We start from the raw sequence: 18303 nt of genomic DNA, 5'->3' as shown, positions 1-18303 counted from the left end.
AAAAAATGAGAGCATTAATTATTTCAGGAGGAGGTAGCAAAGGAGCATTCGCTGGTGGTATCGCCGAATATTTAATTAATGATTGCTGCAACCAATATGAATTATACGTAGGTTGCTCAACAGGTTGCTTGCTTTTACCCCATTTGGCGCTTGGAAAAATTGATAAAATAAAAAATATTTATACATCTGTTACACAAGAAGATATTTTCAGCATATCGCCTTTTATTATCACTAAAAACGATGAGGGATATGAGACCAAAATCAATCACTTCAATTCTGTATTATCTTTTATCAAAGGCTCTCCTACTTTTGGCGAAAGCCTAAATCTGAAAAAGCTCATTAAAAAAAACATTACTGTAGATGAATACGACCGTCTACAAGAAGAAAATAAACAGGTAATTGTCACCGTTTCGAATTTAACTTTAAATCAAGTAGAATACCATAATTCTAAAGACTGCACACGAGAGGATTTTTGTGAATGGGCTTGGGCATCTTGCAATTATGTCCCGTTTATGAGTTTGGTCAATAAAAATGGACATCAATATGCAGATGGTGGCTTTGGAAATTTTGTACCAATTTCTTGTGCTATAGAAAATGGAGCTACCGAAATTGATGTTATTATATTGGAAAATGAAGATCAAAGTTTGCATCTACCCGAAATTACAAACGCTTTTTCTTTATTATTCCGCACTTTTGAATATATGAAAAACACCAATAATTCTAAAGATATCATCATTGGAAAATTAATTGGTATGAATAAAAATGTAAAAATCAATTTTTACTTCACGCCTGATCACCTTACAGATAACCCTTTGATTTTTGATGCAGCAGAGATGACGCAATGGTGGAAAGATGGATACGAGTACGCGAAGTCTAGACAACCAGATAGCTTTTGTCATGTTTCAAAGCCAGAAGAAAAAGAGTTAAAGGTAGATAAAAATTTTATTGAAGACTGATAAGTAGTCTCTGCTTTATCATTACCTAATTACCTCATTTTGCAACACTTAAAAAATTAATTTGTTTTCCCCTGAGAATTAAATCATGATCTAATTGTCAATAAATTATAATTGTAGTAATCTACAAATTACGATTAAAACGTTAAAAATCATTTAATTATAATCAATTTAAGGTTGTAGTTATTGTATATACTTAAATTTGCATTCATGAATAAAAAAATGTTAATACTACTCATAGCTGTGGTCTCAATCCTTGGTGTTGTTGGCTATTGCTCAGCCAATAAAAATACAGCCGTAGAATTCAAAAGTGCAATTGAATATAAAGGAATGAACTTGGTTGCCCCTAAAAAGGGTATCACTGCAAACACCTTCGAAGCATTGGTGAAAAATAATGTAAATTCAATTTCATTAATTCCATATGCATTTGTTAATATTGATGAAGCTACTGTTTCCTATAACCACAAAAGACAATGGTGGGGAGAAAGCAGTAATGGAATTAAAGAATGCATACGTCAAGCCCATAAATACAATATGAAAGTTATGATTAAACCTCATTTGTGGGTAAATCACGATTTTTATACGGGTGATCTTAATTTTGAAACTGTTACTGAATGGGAAAGCTGGGAAAGCGAATATGAAAAATACATACTTGACTACGCTCAGATTGCACAAGATGGAAAAGTGGATCTTTTTTGCTTTGGTACCGAATTACGTAATCCTATCGCCAAACGCCCACAATACTGGTTGCAACTTGTAAGTAAAATAAAGAAAATTTACACTGGAAAATTAACGTATGCATCTAATTGGGATGACTTTGACAGCGTACCTTTTTGGAACCAAATGGACTACATTGGTATTGATGGTTACTTCCCTATTTCGGATAAAGTAAATCCCTCGGTAGCTGAAATGGAAAAAGGATGGAAACAACACCTTGCAAAAATGGAATTGACTCATAAAAAGTGGAAAAAAAATATTCTTTTTACCGAATTTGGTTATCGAAATTCTGATTACACAGGACTCGAACCATGGAAAGAAAATCAAAACACTATTAATAATACTGCACAAGCAAATGCTTATGAAGCTTTATTTAAAAGTTTAAATAAACAAAAGTGGTATCTTGGTGGCTTTGCCTGGAAATGGTATGCTGATGATTATCATAAAAACAAAGCAATAGATTTTACGCCTCAAGATAAACCAGCACTATCTGTAATTTCAAAATGGTACGAATAAGTACATAATCTTTAATGAATCATAGAGGGTAAAATATAGTCCACAAAAAATGAGCTTGTATATTCCTTTATTAAAAGGTTTTCACAAGCTCATTTTTTTTGCAATTATTTAATATTGAGAAGCCAAATACTATTTGCTTTCTTGAAACAACATTGCACCAGAATTCATGCAGTAACGTAATCCTGTTGGACTTGGACCATCGTCAAATAAATGTCCAAGATGTCCTTCACAACGTGCGCAAACAATTTCTCCTCTTACCATTCCTAAACTTTTATCTACTACTTCTTCGACACGATTTTTGTTTAGAACATCATAGAAGCTAGGCCATCCTGTACCAGACTCAAATTTAGTTTCAGAAGAAAATAGAGGTAATTTACAAGCTACGCAAAAATAATGACCTTTTTTGTGGTTATCGTAAAGCGCATTGTTAAAGGGGCGTTCTGTTCCTTTTTCTCGTAGAATATAATACTGATCAGCAGTGAGGACTTTCTTCCATTCTGCATTTGATTTTACTACCTTTTTTAATGATGTGTCAGTTAAAGAAAGTTTCTCCTGCGGTGGGGTAGCAACATTTTGCATTTTTGATGCTCCACTTTTTGCTTGCATACAAGCCATAAAAGTCAAAGCCAAAACTGGGATTGATAATAGATATAGATAACGTTTCATAATTTTATTTTTTAAATATTTAGATAACTCAATCTGGAAAATTTATTTCCTTTTAATTATTTCAATTTTCCTTTAAAGGTCTTTTTAAATTTGTTGAACCTAGGCAGTGAAACACCCTGTACGTATCCTTGGTTAGGATTGTGCTTCACATAATCTTGATGGTAGTCCTCTGCCTCATAAAAAGCGGTTACGGGTTTCACCTCTGTAACAATTGGATTGGCATAGATCTTAGCAGCTGTTAAAGAAGCAATTTTATCTTGGATAATTTTCTTCTCATTCTGATTACTGTAAAAAGCAATAGAGCGATAAGACGATCCTATGTCGGGACCTTGTTGATTTGGTGTTGTAGGGTCTTGTGAAGCAAAAAATGCGTCTACTAATTGAGAATAAGAAACTTTTTTAGGATCATAGAAAACAGCTACAGCTTCGGCATGACCTGTTGTATTGGTTCCAACTTGATGGTAACTAGGGTTTTTAGCCGCTCCTCCACTATATCCAGACACAGCTTCATCAACTCCGTAAACAGCTTCAAAAACATGCTCACTGCACCAGAAACATCCTTCTGCAAATACAGCTACAGCTTTTCCTGGTTTTGGTTTCAATGATAATTCCTTTGTCTGAGATTGACAACTAAAAACTGAAAGTAATAGTATTAAAAATGGGATTGTTTTCATTTTATTTTCTTTTAAAGTATATAAACTAATATACGGTTGTTAATTGGCTTTGGATTTACAACGATTGCTAAAGTTATGTTAGAAATTTGGTTCAATCTAAATTGAAAATAATAAAGTGACCATATATGATCTTAAAAATCGGTTAAGGTAAAAATAGTATAGAGTTAAAATCAATTTCTGTATACCCAAATAATTTATCGTTCCGCAATTCTTTCTGCTTATTTAGTTAAGACGAAGAGTATTGGGATACCTGACAAAACAATTTAATTTATAACTGATATATCAAAATTCCAATAAAAAATTAATTAATCAAATAAAGTTACACCCCTACTTTAATTAGGGGTAAAGAAATTAATTGCGCAAAATACATGCAAATGATGCCGAAAAACATATAATAAAACAATTTGAGTTAAAAATTAAAGGGTAAGAGTTAAAAATAATGATTATTAATATGTTATTAAATCCAACTAATAATAATAATTAACAATAATAAGGGACTTGATTTTACAATATTAATAATTCGACCATTTTATTGTCAAAAATTCAGCGTTTCCCTATTTGTCTTTGAAAAAAGTTAATAAATTCGCTTCAATCATAAGAGAAAATTACAATAAGGCAAGCCTAAAAAAATTGCATTATTACTAAAATCAAAATAGCATTAACCTTTATTTCAAAACAAATTAAACATGAAAAAAATTGAAGCAACGATTAGAAAATCCAAATTTTCTGATGTAAAAAAAGCATTACATGAAGTAGGCGTAAGTTTCTTTACTTATTGGGATGTAACTGGATTAGGAAATGAAAAACAAGGTCACGTTTATCGTGGAGTTACATATAGTACTTCTGACATCCAAAGAAGACAGCTTTCAATCGTGGTGAACGATGATTTTGAAGAAGTAACAATAAAAGCCATTCTAGACGCAGCATCAACAGGTCATGTTGGAGATGGTAAAATATTCGTTTCTGATGTTTTAGAAGCATACAGAATTCGTACAGGAGCAAAAGGTGGAGAAACATTAAAATAATAAAATTATACACATGGATACAGGATTATTAACAACAAACAACGTATGGATGATGCTATGTACAGCATTAGTATTCTTCATGCACTTAGGATTTTCATTTTTAGAAATCGGACTAACAAGACAAAAAAATACCATAAATATCTTGTTTAAAAATTTATTTATCATTTGTATTGGACTATTACTTTACTGCCTAGTTGGTTTCAATTTAATGTACCCTGGAGATTTTAATGGATTTTTAGGATTTGCAGGTTTTGGAATTGAAGCACCAATGAAAGACGGTGTTTTAGACTTAGCTTACAACGAAGGATATACATATTGGACAGACTTCTTGTTTCAAGGTATGTTTGCCGCTACCGCTGCTACTATTGTTTCTGGAGCTGTTGCTGAGAGAATCAAAATTAATTCATTCATGATTTTTGCTATTATATATGTAGGATTGATTTATCCTATCGCAGGTTCATGGAAATGGGGTGGTGGATTCCTTGACGAAATGGGATTCTATGACTTCGCTGGTTCTACTCTAGTTCACTCTGTAGGTGGATGGGCAGCTTTAGTTGCTATCTGGTTATTAGGAGCACGTATCGGGAAATTTGACGAAAACGGAAAACCAAAAGTTATTCCAGGTCACAATTTACCTTTGGCTACAGGTGGTGTACTGATATTATGGTTGGGATGGTTCGGATTTAATGGAGGTTCAGTTCTTTCTGCTGATCCAGGATTAACTTCTCTAACATTAGTTACAACATGTTTGGCTGCAGCAGCAGGTGGTATTGCCGCTGTAATGTTCACTCAATTTCTATATAAAAATTTAGATTTATCTATGTTCCTGAATGGTGTACTTGCTGGATTAGTTGGTATTACAGCAGGAGCTGATCAAATGGGACCAACAGATGCTATTTTAATCGGTCTTATTGCAGGTATCCTTGTTGTTGCAGCAGTTGCATTAATTGATAAATTAAAATTAGATGATCCAGTTGGAGCAGTTGCAGTGCACTTAGTATGCGGAATCTGGGGAACTCTTGCAGTTGGTATCTTTGGAGCAATGGCAAGTGTAGATCAATTCTTAATACAATTAACGGGTGTTGCCGTAATCGGTGCATTCTGCGTAATATCTTCATTTATTATCTTAATTGTAATCAAGAAAACAATTGGATTAAGAGTTTCAAAAGAAGAAGAGATTGAAGGATTAGATGAGCATGAACACGGAATGAGCGCTTATCCAGATTATAGAATGAACGATAACTAATTATAGAGTTCATATTTAAATTTTTTTAAAGACCTGTTCAATAGAACAGGTCTTTTTTTTTACTATTATTTATTAAATAATACAACTGCAGCGCGCATCTCCAGTCTAAATGGCGGAAGTTTAATAATTAACAAAATAGTAAGATTTAATTTAGAATAGAATAACTAAAAATTTAATTTAACTTAACCATTAATTGATTAATTTTAAAATAGTAATAAATTTTGACTAATCATTAAAAAAAATTAACCTATGTGTCTACTCTCAAACAACGTAATTCCTGGTACACGCGGCACGGCTTTTGGCACAGATGCCAAAGAGGAAATGGACTTAAAAAAAGTTCAAAATAGCATTTTAAGTATCGAAGGAATTATTGAAGTTCTAATCAACTTCAGCGTGTTCCCTCGAGAATTCACTGTGTTTTCAAACAAAATGATTCCTGTACATGTTATAGAATCAAAAGCTAAATCAGTTGGCTTTCATGCTATCACAAAAGATCCTTTTCATATTTAAACAAATTCCGAATTAAAAATTCAAAAAACATTCTTTATCTCATAGCAGACAAAGAATGTTTTTTTATTGCATACATAAAACAAATGCTGTACTCAAGTTGTAAATACAATTAGTTATATTTAAGAGTACTAAATAAAGACAGAATTATTAAAATAAAAACAAAATCATTATGAGCTTAATATCAAACAATATAATCCCGGGAAGCCATGGCCGAATTTTCGGAACAAACGCAAAAGAAACTAGCGATCTAAATACTATAAAAAAAAGTATCTTAACTATAGAGGGAATTCAGGAAGTGACTATAAACGAAGCCATCTTTCCAAGAGAAATTACAGTCTATTCTTCAAAATTGATTACAGTCGCAGAAGTAGAAGACAAAGTTAAGACAACAGGCTTTCATGCTATACCCAAGGAAAACTTAGAACTGTAAATAGTAATCAATTTTATATAAAAAAGCTTCAAAAACTTTTTTTACGCTTTATTATATCGTAATATTGCAATATAGAAATAAAACAATGGGCACAACAAAAACAGAACATTTTACAGCAGAACAAAACGAACTAGCGACTTTGACTAAGGCAATTGCACATCCTGCTCGAATTGCCATAATTCAGCATCTTATTAAAGTAAATAGCTGTATTTGTGGAGATATCGTAAATGAATTACCACTCTCCCAACCTACTGTTTCTCAGCATTTGAAAGAATTAAAAAATGCAGGTCTAATAAAGGGCAGTTTAGAAGGTAACACCATTTGCTATTGTCTTGACGAACTTGGTTTTTCTAAAATAAAGGAATTTTTTACCACCGTAGATTCATATCTAGCAAACAAAAACAATCAGTGTTGTTAAAAGTTGAATTAAAATTATGCCGCAAAAGTTGAAAAGTCAATTTTTCTTAAAATAGCTAAAGCAATAATTAATTAAAAATACATATTATGAAATTATCAGAAATTAAACCAATCTTAAGCACGCTAGAAAATGTTGCTTTTATTTTACCAAATGGATCTTTCGTTCCAGAACACTTTCATGTAACGGAAGTTGGACTTATTACCAAAAACTTTATCGATTGTGGTGGAATAATACGCAACGAGAGTGTCGTTAATTTTCAATTATGGAATGCTAATGATTTTGATCACCGACTTAAACCAGCAAAATTACTTAACATAATTGCATTATCTGAAAGACTACTAGGTATAAAAGATTTTGAAATCGAAGTAGAATACCAATCAGAAACAATTGGTAAATATGATTTGGGATTCAATGGATCGGTATTTACATTACTTAACAAAAAAACAGCTTGTCTAGCCGAAGATGCTTGTGGTATACCTCCTTCGAAACAAAAAGTAGAAGCAGCAAAGGACAAAGAGGAGTCTTGCTGTTCTCCTGACGGTAATTGTTGTTAAGTTGCAATTTTTCTTTTTTATGCCTGCATCAAAATAATTTAAATAAATTATATAAAAGTAGAATATATGTTATTCGAAACCATACAAAAATTAGCTGCAACTTTCGATTTTAATACAATATCGTCAGATCGAAAAGTAATTTTACAACCATTGATTGACTTTATTCAAATCAGTAAACATGAAAAGAATGATATCCGTCTCAATTTTATTTGTACACACAATTCACGTCGTAGCCATTTAAGTCAGATATGGGCGCAAGCTGCCGCAACACACTACAAAGTCAAAAATGTATACTGTTATTCTGGAGGTACAGAGGCAACGGCCCTGTTCCCAAAAGTGGCCGAGACTTTACAAAATTCTGGATTTGAGATTGAACTTTTGTCTGAAGGTATTAATCCGGTCTATGCTATAAAATATAGCGCTAATGATTGCCCCATAATAGGCTTTTCAAAAACTTTCGATAATAATTTTAACCCGCAATCGCAATTTGCAGCAATTTTAACGTGTTCAAGTGCAGATCAGGGTTGTCCCTTTATCGTAGGAGCTTCAAAAAGAATTCCGATCACTTTTGAAGATCCTAAAGCTTTTGATAATACTCCATTACAATCTGAAAAATACCACGAAAGAAGTTTGCAAATAGCAACCGAGATGTTTTATGTTTTCTCGACAATTGTGTAAATATTTAAGTACGACCAATTATTAATAAACTCCAATCTAATAAATTGGAATAACGGACACAAAGTAAAAATTATGTCAGCAAATGTATGCGCTCCTGCAGCCAACCGAAAAAAATTAGGTTTCCTTGATCGTTTTCTTACCCTATGGATATTTCTTGCGATGGCAATCGGAATTTCGATCGGTTATTTTATTCCCTCAAGTAGTGGGTTTATTAATTCCTTTTCCTCAGGAACAACAAATATTCCACTTGCGATTGGTCTAATTTTAATGATGTATCCACCCCTTGCCAAAGTCAATTATGCACAGATGGGTGCTGTCTTTAAAAACACCAAAATACTTGGGGCCTCCCTATTACTTAATTGGCTAATTGGACCAGTTTTAATGTTTATCTTAGCTCTTATTTTCCTAAATGGATATCCAGAATACATGATTGGCGTTATTCTTATAGGTCTTGCCCGTTGCATTGCTATGGTAGTGGTATGGAATGACCTTGCAGAAGGTAATCGAGAATATGCAGCAGGATTAATTGCTCTTAACTCTATTTTTCAAGTACTTTTATACAGTATTTATGCCTACGTATTCATCACCATTTTACCACCTTATTTTGGTTATACAGGCTTTGAAGTCAACATCAGTATTGCACAAATTGCAGAAAGTGTGGGTATATATCTTGGACTTCCTTTCGCATTGGGTATTATCAGCCGCTATGGTTTAATTGCTCTAAAAGGGGAAGATTGGTTCCAAAATAAATACATTCCGTTTATATCTCCAATTACATTAATTGCTTTACTATTCACAATAGTAATTATGTTTAGCCTCAAAGGAGAATTAATTGTACAAATCCCCATGGATGTTGTCCGTATCGCAATACCGTTAGTAATCTATTTTACATTAATGTTCATTTGTAGTTTCTTCGCCGGAAAATATTTTGGCGCCGATTATTCCAAAGCCACTGCAATCGCATTCACTGCTACTGGAAATAATTTTGAGCTTGCAATCGCAGTAGCTATAGGCGTTTTTGGTATCAATAGTGGTCAAGCATTTGCCGGTGTCATTGGTCCCCTTGTTGAAGTTCCGGCTTTAATAGCATTGGTTAATTTAGCCTTTTGGTTTCAGAAAAAATATTACGCCAAAACGTAATCTATTATAAAGTTTATGGGCGTGACCCTATTATTAAAAATGGGCCTACTCTTGATGGTGAATAGGCCCATTTTCAATAATACGGTCGAGCTTTCGGCTATATCTCTCCGTTTCACTTCGAGGATACCGCCTCTATCTCTCACGCAGACACACACTATCAAATATTTGCATCTTATCAAACATAAATAGACAGTTTTTGCTATTAGATTATTTTTTTTTTACGTCGACAGTTGTTATTAAAGATCAATAATGAATGATGGCTTTAAATTAGATTCGAACTAATTCTAATTTTAAGTTTTATATTTGCTCGATATATTTTTGAATAAATAGCATTTACTTTACAACACAGTATTTTTATTTAGAAACTGTCATTAAAGTTAAATAGGGTCCTGAACTCTTTCGAAATCCATTCCACAAGGTCAAACGAGTTCATTTTCAAGGAAAATCATATAGAAGAATCAGCAATATAAAAAAGGTGAAAGAGGTAGCAGATAAAATTAATGATTGGACGATCTGTACAGAATGTCAAGGTCAAGGTAAAAAGAGTCGAAGGATCAATAAAAAGGTCCGACTACAGTACCAGAAAGACATGCAGTTATTTGAATTGTCCGATAGTGAAGTAGTAGAACCCATTCGCCCAAAAGCGCATTTAGATAGTTGTTCCTATTGTTCAGGATCAGGTTTGCTTACGTCTAGCGCTCCCACTCTCATAGATGTCGTAAATTTTCCACACATTTCAATAATTGGTGGTGGTATTGGTGGTACTGCATTAGCAGTTGCTTTACTTCATCGCGGAATACCATTTACTCTTTACGAACGCGACAGCGGTTTTGAAGCACGTTCGCAAGGCTACGGCCTTACCTTACAACAAGCCAGTAAAGCGATAGAAGGTTTTGGTATATTCAAACTCAAGCAAGGTGTAGTATCTACCAAACATTTGGTACATACAACCGATGGAAAAGTAATTGGGGAATGGGGAATGAGAAAATGGTTGCAATCAGCAGATAAAAAAACAGTAAAACGTACAAATATTCACATTGCAAGACAGTCTCTACGTTTAGCACTATTCGAGCAATTGCCAGATTCTAATAACGTCCAATGGAATCATCAATTTATCGATTTTAAACAGATCGAAAATGGTAAAGTTGAAATAAATTTTAAAGTTGAAGGAAAATTAAAAACTGCGACAACAGATTTAATCGTCGGCGCGGACGGAATTCGTAGTTCCGTTCGCAATAAGCTGATTGATCCTAAAAGCACTCCCTTACGGTACCTAGATTGTATTGTTATCCTGGGTATTTGTCCTTTGTCAAATCTTGATATTGGAGAACATGAATTACTAGATTCAGCTACCGTTTTTCAAACAGCAAACGGTAATGAACGAATTTATGTAATGCCATACGATTCAAAATCAGTTATGTGGCAGCTGAGTTTTCCAATGAGTGAAGAAGATGCTATAACATTAAGCAAAGAAGGTCCAAAAGCTTTAAAACAAGAAGCCTGCAGAAGAACGCAGTGGCACAAACCTATTCCACAAATCTTAGAAGCAACATTAGAATCGCAAATCTCTGGATATCCCGTTTATGACAGAGAATTATTAACGCCTAATCTTCTAAGCAAAAATGAAAATGCAACACTTATTGGCGATGCCGCACACCCTATGAGTCCTTTTAAAGGCCAGGGAGCTAATCAAGCGTTATTAGACGCATTAACCCTTGCAAGATTGATAACAAAAGAATGCAGACCCAAGTCAAATTGGAGAGAGCGTGGCATAAGAGCAACTTTCCTTTCCAGTTTTGAATCAGATATGCTGGAAAGAACTGCAGTGAAAGTCAAACATTCTGCAGAAGCTGCTCAATTTTTACATTCCCAAATCGTTTTACACGAAGGCGATGAACCTAGGGGAAGAAGTGTAACCAGAAATAAAGAGTAATACACCAATACTTCTAATTGAGCCACAGTATTACATGCCACTTGTTTTTAGTTACAGCTATTAAGTTATTTTACTCTCAGGCATCAACTATAAATTTGCAATTCTGAGTAATATAAAATAATAAATGTACCAACATCTGTTACTGTCACAATTATGCATTTAGAAAATAATGATTACTCATTAAGTTGTGAAACAACGAATCATTTGTTATATTAGACTTTTAAAAATTAAATCACAATAGATACTACTAAATATGAACATGGATATCAATAAAATAACACTACTAATAACAGAAAAATTATCAGACTGGGCAGAAGCATTAGTCAAGTTACTTCCCAATATAGTAATGGCAGCGATAGTTTTAGTTATTGGCCTTTACATTGCAAAATTTGTTCGCAGGATAACTATAAAACTAACAGGGAAAATATCGCGCAATATTACTCTCAATAACCTATTTAGTTCCGTAGTTTACTTTGTATTTATTGGTATTATTATATTCACAGTTTTAACTATTTTAAAATTAGACAAAGCAGTAACTTCAATATTAGCTGGTGCTGGTATCTTAGGACTTGCTCTAGCCTTTGCTTTTCAAGATATTGCCTCCAATTTTATGTCTGGTATATTTATCTCGTTTAGAAAACCTCTAAAAGTTGGTGATATTGTACAAATCAAAGATTACATGGGAAAAGTCAAATCTGTAAATCTTAGAGATACTGTAGTGGAGACTTTTCAAGGTAAAACAGTTATTATTCCGAATAAGGAAGTATTCCAAAATCCAATTGAAAACTACACAATCCTTCAAAAAAGAAGATTTGATCTAAGTGTTGGAGTATCATATGGAGATGATTTAGAGAAGGTAAGAGAGATTACTTTAAATGCAGTAAGCGATATTGCCGAACTATCAAAAGAGGATAAAATAAATGTATTTTTTAATGAGTTTGGAGATAGCTCTATAAATTTATCGGTTCGTATGTGGATCAATACCCCTGAGCAATCAGTTTACAATAAAGTTGGTAGTGAAGCAATTATTAAAATTAAGAAAGCATATGACGCCAATGATATTATGATCCCATTCCCTATAAGAACGTTAGATTTCGGCATCAAAGGCGGAACTACATTAAACGAAATGCCGATAAATATTGCAAAGGAAGTAGAATAAAGCTACAAAGCACACAGTCATAAATTTTCGATAAATCTCAAGAATTATGATCATATGGAAATAAGTAATTAAATTTTATAAAATGAAATCCGCATTATCTACACTGATTATGCGGATTTTTTTATAACACTTAGTTAAAATAATTTGATACAGAGAAATTCAAAAATTACGATTCTTTGAAAAATATTTCTGTATAAAACTCTAAAACTACAGTCTAAAATCAGAAGGAGTAACACCTACATTCTTTTTAAAAAATCTTGAAAAACTACTATTTGAATCAAAACCCAATTTAAAGGCTAACTCCTTAGTTGAAATCTCGCTTTTAACTAATTGACGTTTGGCTTCCGTAATTTGACGCTGTTGTATAATTTGCTTGGCAGTTAGTTTTAATTTTTCTTGTAAAATTTGATTTAAACGTTTTACACTAATTCCTATAATAGAGGCATAGAAATTAGCACTAGTTTCGTTTATAAAATTAGTTTCCATTAATTCTAAAAATTGAAAAATTCGTTTTTGATTTAAATCTTGTTTTAAAAACACCTCATTCTGTACTCTGATTAAATGCAACAACAATACTTTTAAAAGTGTTTTAATCATTATATAAGAAGCGTTGCTACTACTAAACTCAGTCTTTAGTAAATGTAAAACCTGCATGATTTGGATTATTTCAGTAAAATCACCGATGGTGATTTTGGAATTCTTATTGAATAAGGACATTATATCAAGCGCATATTCAATATCATCCTCATCAATTAAATCTCTTCTAAAATTAATTAAATCTCCTTCATGGTTATCATTTGCTATAGCACCAAAATTCTCATTTAATGGTTTTAAATGAAAAACGATTTTTGTATCAGCATTATATAGTATAAAGATTCCAATTGAATCGTCAGAGAGAATCGGTGATGTAATAGAGACATTTTCTAGTAACTGAAATTTATCATTCCATGACTTACACACTTCCATAATATTCTTTTACTCAAATATAAGAAGATTTAAATATATTTTTTTTATACAACTTTATTAAATAAATAAAAGAGGATACCGCCAAAAAGTACCGATAATAAAGCTACAACCTTATAAACTAAGGTATAATCATGCGAAATATATTCTATAAAAGTGGACAAAAATTGTCCTCCAAATACTCCCATGGAAAATAGACCTAGATTCGTTCCCTGATTTTCTATTGTACTAGCCTCAATCATCATATGATTTAGGAGCGGAATTGTAAAACCAAACCCAATTCCTATGAAAATAGCTGCAATTATCAATAATAGAATACTATTAGCATAAGCCAAAAACAAATACCCTAACATAAAAAAGATAAATCCAAGAACGACTGTCTTTCCATCCCCTATATTTTTGACCATTTTTGGCATCTGACTTGCAGTTACTATCGCGACTAGAGAAATAAAGGCCATATAATATCCAGTATCAGATTCACTAAAACTAAAAGTTTCAGGCAGATAAAATGGCATCGTTACGTAACCTAAAAAGAATATTATCATTGAGAATAAAGATGAATAAAAAATCACTTTTACCTTTAACTTATTCCCAACAGATGATTTATCTGTAGATTGTTGGTCAGTATTTATAGGTAGATGTTTAGGTAAAAACTTTATTACAAGTCCCAAACAAATAATTCCTAAAAGATAAATATAGAATGGAAATTGCCAACTCATTTCGCCTAAAAATCCTCCTATAGCCAAAAATACAACTCCACCAAATTCGACTGCCATTCCTTGCCAAGCAATCATCTTCATTCTATTTTCACCTGTAAACATCGCAGCTATATAGGCAGTAATTGAGACCTGAACTATTACTGTAGCACCTCCAAGCAAAAACCGATCTGCAATTAATATAAAATCATTGGTAATATAAGCACCTGCGACACCAAGTAGTGCATAAGGAATTAGTCCATAACAAAGAAGTTTAAACTTGCCAAATCGTTTAAGTAGTGGTCCTACAAAAGAAGCAAAAACTACCACTCCTAGCGATGGCAATGTAATCAACCAACTTGCAGAGTACTTAAAATTTAAATTGCTGACAATGGCGGAAAGGGAAGGCGCGATAACTGCACCAACCATTATAGTAAGGCTACTGACAAAAAGCAAAGTAAATATGCTAAAATTAGATATGTTTTTCATACAGCAAATATCGCCTATACTTAGGAGAATGACTTGACGCTATATCTAAAAATGTATACCAAAATGGAAACTAATAGCTAAGTATAAAATGCAAATTCACAACAATAACAAACTACTTTATTTAGAAATATCCTTAAAAATAGCAGTTAAATGTAATAACAATAATAGACCAAAACCTATAAATACAACTATCGCATTGATCAGTAAATTCAAATTTTAAATTTAAAGAAATTTTGCAATACCATTATAAAATTCAGCAGGTACAAATGGTTTTGTAATAACATCATTCATACCATAAGACATTAAATCTTCTTTATTTTCATTAAGTGAAATGGCTGTAAGAGCAATTATGGGTGTTAACAAGTCGAATTCCCTAATTCGTTGAGTAGCAATAGTTCCATTTATTCCTGGTAAGTGGACATCCATCAATACCATATCAAATTTGTTGTTTTTTAAACTAAGTATTGCATCTTCACCATTGTCAATAATTTGACAAATTACACCTTTACTTTCAAGCATCTTTCTCGATACCAACTGATTGATTTTATTATCTTCAACAATCAATATTCTTTTATCCTTAAGTATGGAATCATCGTAAATTCTTGAATTTTCTGAAGATTCAATGGGGTCGGTATCAACATCAAATTGTAACTGAAAAAGGAATGTTGTCCCCTTTCCAATTACGCTATTAACTTTGATCTTACTACCTAGAAGGTTAACTAACTTTTTGACAATTGTCAATCCTAATCCTGTTCCACCAAATTTTCTATTGATTTCAACGGAGCCTTGCGCAAAACTATCAAAAACAGTCTCCAATTTATCTTCGTTAATACCTATTCCTGTATCAGTAATCTCAAAATACAACGTAACTTTGTCATCTATCGATTCTATCAACTTCGCAATAATTATAACCTCTCCATTCTGAGTAAATTTCAGAGCGTTATTAATTAAGTTTAAAAAGATCTGCGATAGTTTGGTGGGATCACCTATTAAATCTTCCGGAATAGTAGAATCTATTTCGAAAATAAATTTATTATTGTTCTTCTTAGCTAATTCTATCAAAGAATTTTGAATGTTTTTTAATAGCTGCTTTAAGTTAAAGCTAATTCTCTCTATTTCAATTTTTTTAGATTCGATCTTATTAATTTCTAGGATGTCATTAATGAACGTAGTTAAGTATTCACCAGAGAACTTTAATGATTCCAAATAATGAAGTTGAGCACGTTTCGGATCCTCTTGCAACAAGAGATGGGCAATTCCATTAATAGCATTCAAAGGAGTCCGGAGTTCATGGCTTACAGTAGACAAAAATTCACTTCTTGCTCTAGATGCCTTTTCCGCTTTATCTTTTGCTTTTATTAATTCTTTATTTTTTTCCTCCAATAATTCATTTGAGCGCGTTCTTATAATATTATTTTTATACAACGATATACTTAATAGTGAAAGAATTAAAATCAATGCGACAGCCAAAATATTTATAAGCTTAGTAAATCTAGCAGTTTTCTCTTGCGATAATTTCTCTTTATTTAATTGCGCGATTTCCTTTAAACGTTCATTCTCCTTAAAATTCTCATAATCATCTACACCCAACTTTTCGTTATCTGAGATTGAAATACTTTCCTTTAAATTTGTATGCTGCTTTAGATAATTATAAGCATTATTTTTATCCAACATTTTCTCATAAACCTTACTAAGAGCAAGCAAAATTTTTGATTTTTGTTCTAAATTTTTATTTTTCTCATTTAAATTAAGTGACTTGATAAAATAGGTCAATGCTAAATTATTTCGATCCTGTAGCATTTCAATAATCCCTATTTGATAAAGTGATCCAGCTTTTGTAGTATCAAGTAAATCGTTGCTGTCAGCTTTGACAATAATTGTGTTAAAAATCGTAGAAGCTAGATCAAACTTACCTTCTAGCTTGTAAATAACCGCTTTTTGAAAATTTAATAAATCATTATTTTCAGTAATTTTCAATATATTATAAAGTGACTGCGATTTACTAAAACTTACTTTAGCATTTGTTAACTTTTTCTTTCGCATGTAGCAAAGGCCCTGATAGTAATAAGCAGAAGCTAATGTTTCGGATAACTTTTGAGATTGAAATAATGAAATACTATTATTGAAGGATTTTAAGGCATCTTCGTATTTTTTAACATCATAATAAATTGTCCCTAGCTTATAATGCTGTACTGCTTCATCATATGTACTTCCGCTTTTCTTACTGTAGTTAATTGCCTTTTGAGTATAGCTTAATGCTTCTTTATAATTATCCTTTTCAAAATTAATATTCCCTAAATTGCTATAGTAACTTATACTATCTTTCTTTCCATCTGAATTATTATTTTGAGAATAAATATAAGGACTAAGTAAAATAAAGAATATAAGTAATTGCTTCATTAAATTTTATATTACTTGTTATTAATTTTTAAAGATAGAAAATATAACGGTGCTATAATAATGAAATTTAGGATTTCAGAATATTAACAATTAATTTGCAAAACAATTAACACAATTTAAAGATTTCGTAACAATCTATGAATGAACTTATTGGTATTACTTTTCTAATTATAAAATTTTAATTTAGATATACAACAATTTAGGTAATCTGATCCAAATATTGTCATTTTATAGAGATCCAATTAAGATATAGTGATCAAATCAAAGGCACTAGAATACACTTGACTTAGCAAAATACTTTAAAGCAGAAAAGTACTAATAAGATCGCAATTTAGAGGTGTCAGAAAATTAAGTTATCTCTGTTAAAACTAACAGATATTTATGCCTAAAAATTTTCACGCTATAGGTGTCGGGATTAATCCCTAATACATCGGAAAAATATTTCAATTCTAAAATAAAAGTTTTTAGAAGTCAATTTAGAGGCGTTAGAAATGTCGAGTTTTTCATTTTTAGGCTTAACTAATATTTATTCTTAAATTTTGTCTACTCACAGGTTTTAGGATTGATCCAAAGCTTTTATGATCCGGTTTCTCGATAAAAATACTTTTGTGTATCGTCATTTCAGACCGGGACAATTAAACAAAAAAAATTCCTCATCAAATAAATGATGAGGAATTGAAAGAAAGGCGACGAACCGACCCGCGGTGGTGGGAACACGGCATTTCTGTAAAACAAAAAACCCTTATCCGATTAGGATAAGGGTTTTTAAAAGAAAGGCGACGACATACTCTCCCACATAACTGCAGTACCATCTGCGCAGGCGGGCTTAACTACTCTGTTCGGGATGGGAAGAGGTGAGCCCCGCCGCAATAACCACCTTAAGGTCGTTTTGCAATGGGTAAATTAGCTTGTGCTAATCAACATTACATAATATCTTAACATACTGAGATAAAGAAAAAAGTATTCATTAGAAAGTTTCCCCAGTGCGCCTTAGCGCACTGGAAAGGGTGTACATAAGCTTACGGATTATTAGTACTACTCGACTATGACATTACTGCCTTTACATCTATAGCCTATCAACGTGGTCATCTCCCACGATCCTTAAAAGAAATCTCATCTTATGGTGGGTTTCGCGCT

17 protein-coding genes and 2 rRNA genes are annotated in these 18303 nt (G+C 32.3%); 12 read left to right on the top strand and 7 right to left on the bottom strand.

The genetic code is table 11. The annotated features are described in order from the left end of the window. The first annotated feature begins 5 nt into the window (after nucleotides 1-5). Both LXH21_RS07135 and LXH21_RS07130 read left to right on the top strand, forming a co-directional pair. Nucleotides 6-956, top strand: coding sequence for a patatin-like phospholipase family protein (locus LXH21_RS07135; RefSeq protein ID WP_239863826.1), 951 nt, complete (start codon nucleotides 6-8; stop codon nucleotides 954-956). A gap of 207 nt (nucleotides 957-1163) precedes the next feature. Continuing rightward, on the top strand, nucleotides 1164-2186 hold the full coding sequence (locus tag LXH21_RS07130; RefSeq protein ID WP_239863824.1) for a glycoside hydrolase family 113: 1023 nt from the start codon (nucleotides 1164-1166) through the stop codon (nucleotides 2184-2186). Between the two features lie 129 nt (nucleotides 2187-2315). On the opposite strand, the gene msrB is transcribed toward LXH21_RS07130, so the two are convergent. Both msrB and msrA read right to left on the bottom strand, forming a co-directional pair. Beyond that, nucleotides 2316-2852: a peptide-methionine (R)-S-oxide reductase MsrB gene (msrB, locus tag LXH21_RS07125; RefSeq protein WP_239863821.1), complete on the bottom strand. Its 537-nt coding sequence runs from the start codon at nucleotides 2850-2852 to the stop codon at nucleotides 2316-2318. 56 nt (nucleotides 2853-2908) lie between these two features. Then, entirely contained in the window at nucleotides 2909-3526 is a 618-nt protein-coding gene (gene msrA / locus LXH21_RS07120) for a peptide-methionine (S)-S-oxide reductase MsrA (protein ID WP_239863819.1), read from the bottom strand. 686 nt (nucleotides 3527-4212) lie between these two features. Between msrA and LXH21_RS07115 the strand changes: the two genes are divergently transcribed. From LXH21_RS07115 to LXH21_RS07070, 10 genes are all read left to right on the top strand, one after another. Then, nucleotides 4213-4551 carry a P-II family nitrogen regulator gene (locus LXH21_RS07115; RefSeq protein ID WP_239863817.1) on the top strand — a complete coding sequence of 113 codons (339 nt, stop codon included), beginning with the start codon at nucleotides 4213-4215 and terminating at the stop codon, nucleotides 4549-4551. A 13-nt stretch (nucleotides 4552-4564) separates the two neighbouring features. Continuing rightward, a complete protein-coding gene (locus LXH21_RS07110) occupies nucleotides 4565-5797 on the top strand; it encodes an ammonium transporter (protein WP_239863815.1) in 1233 nt (410 codons plus the stop codon). Nucleotides 5798-6046: 249 nt separating this feature from the next. Then, entirely contained in the window at nucleotides 6047-6307 is a 261-nt protein-coding gene (locus LXH21_RS07105) for a heavy-metal-associated domain-containing protein (protein ID WP_239863806.1), read from the top strand. A gap of 169 nt (nucleotides 6308-6476) precedes the next feature. After that, nucleotides 6477-6737 (top strand): heavy-metal-associated domain-containing protein, encoded by a 261-nt coding sequence (locus LXH21_RS07100; protein WP_239863804.1) that lies wholly within the window; start codon nucleotides 6477-6479, stop codon nucleotides 6735-6737. 85 nt (nucleotides 6738-6822) lie between these two features. Beyond that, a complete protein-coding gene (locus tag LXH21_RS07095; RefSeq protein WP_239863802.1) occupies nucleotides 6823-7155 on the top strand; it encodes an ArsR/SmtB family transcription factor in 333 nt (110 codons plus the stop codon). An 86-nt stretch (nucleotides 7156-7241) separates the two neighbouring features. Beyond that, nucleotides 7242-7709, top strand: coding sequence for a DUF6428 family protein (locus LXH21_RS07090; protein ID WP_239863799.1), 468 nt, complete (start codon nucleotides 7242-7244; stop codon nucleotides 7707-7709). A gap of 66 nt (nucleotides 7710-7775) precedes the next feature. Beyond that, the gene (locus tag LXH21_RS07085; protein ID WP_239863797.1) at nucleotides 7776-8387 is read left to right on the top strand and encodes a low molecular weight phosphatase family protein; all 612 of its coding nucleotides are present in this window, start codon (nucleotides 7776-7778) and stop codon (nucleotides 8385-8387) included. A gap of 72 nt (nucleotides 8388-8459) precedes the next feature. Next, on the top strand, nucleotides 8460-9527 hold the full coding sequence (gene arsB, locus LXH21_RS07080; RefSeq protein ID WP_239863795.1) for an ACR3 family arsenite efflux transporter: 1068 nt from the start codon (nucleotides 8460-8462) through the stop codon (nucleotides 9525-9527). A gap of 475 nt (nucleotides 9528-10002) precedes the next feature. Next, nucleotides 10003-11460 carry an FAD-dependent oxidoreductase gene (locus tag LXH21_RS07075; protein WP_239863793.1) on the top strand — a complete coding sequence of 486 codons (1458 nt, stop codon included), beginning with the start codon at nucleotides 10003-10005 and terminating at the stop codon, nucleotides 11458-11460. Between the two features lie 259 nt (nucleotides 11461-11719). Further along, nucleotides 11720-12619 (top strand): mechanosensitive ion channel family protein, encoded by a 900-nt coding sequence (locus LXH21_RS07070; RefSeq protein ID WP_239863791.1) that lies wholly within the window; start codon nucleotides 11720-11722, stop codon nucleotides 12617-12619. 207 nt (nucleotides 12620-12826) lie between these two features. On the opposite strand, the gene LXH21_RS07065 is transcribed toward LXH21_RS07070, so the two are convergent. The 5 genes from LXH21_RS07065 to LXH21_RS07045 all read right to left on the bottom strand — a co-directional run. Beyond that, nucleotides 12827-13585 (bottom strand): helix-turn-helix domain-containing protein, encoded by a 759-nt coding sequence (locus tag LXH21_RS07065; protein ID WP_239863789.1) that lies wholly within the window; start codon nucleotides 13583-13585, stop codon nucleotides 12827-12829. Nucleotides 13586-13629: 44 nt separating this feature from the next. Then, nucleotides 13630-14766: an MFS transporter gene (locus LXH21_RS07060; RefSeq protein WP_239863788.1), complete on the bottom strand. Its 1137-nt coding sequence runs from the start codon at nucleotides 14764-14766 to the stop codon at nucleotides 13630-13632. Nucleotides 14767-14988: 222 nt separating this feature from the next. Next, nucleotides 14989-17166 (bottom strand): tetratricopeptide repeat-containing hybrid sensor histidine kinase/response regulator, encoded by a 2178-nt coding sequence (locus tag LXH21_RS07055; RefSeq protein ID WP_239863785.1) that lies wholly within the window; start codon nucleotides 17164-17166, stop codon nucleotides 14989-14991. A gap of 771 nt (nucleotides 17167-17937) precedes the next feature. Beyond that, nucleotides 17938-18047 (bottom strand): 5S ribosomal RNA (gene rrf, locus LXH21_RS07050). 128 nt (nucleotides 18048-18175) lie between these two features. Further along, nucleotides 18176-18303: ribosomal RNA gene (locus LXH21_RS07045) — 23S ribosomal RNA — on the bottom strand; the annotation flags it as partial.

The organism is Flavobacterium algicola (genome assembly GCF_022399565.1).
GTDB classification, from domain to species: domain Bacteria; phylum Bacteroidota; class Bacteroidia; order Flavobacteriales; family Flavobacteriaceae; genus Flavobacterium; species Flavobacterium algicola.
Note: the sequence above shows the minus strand (reverse complement) of the source record. Positions and strands in the feature narration are given on the sequence as shown.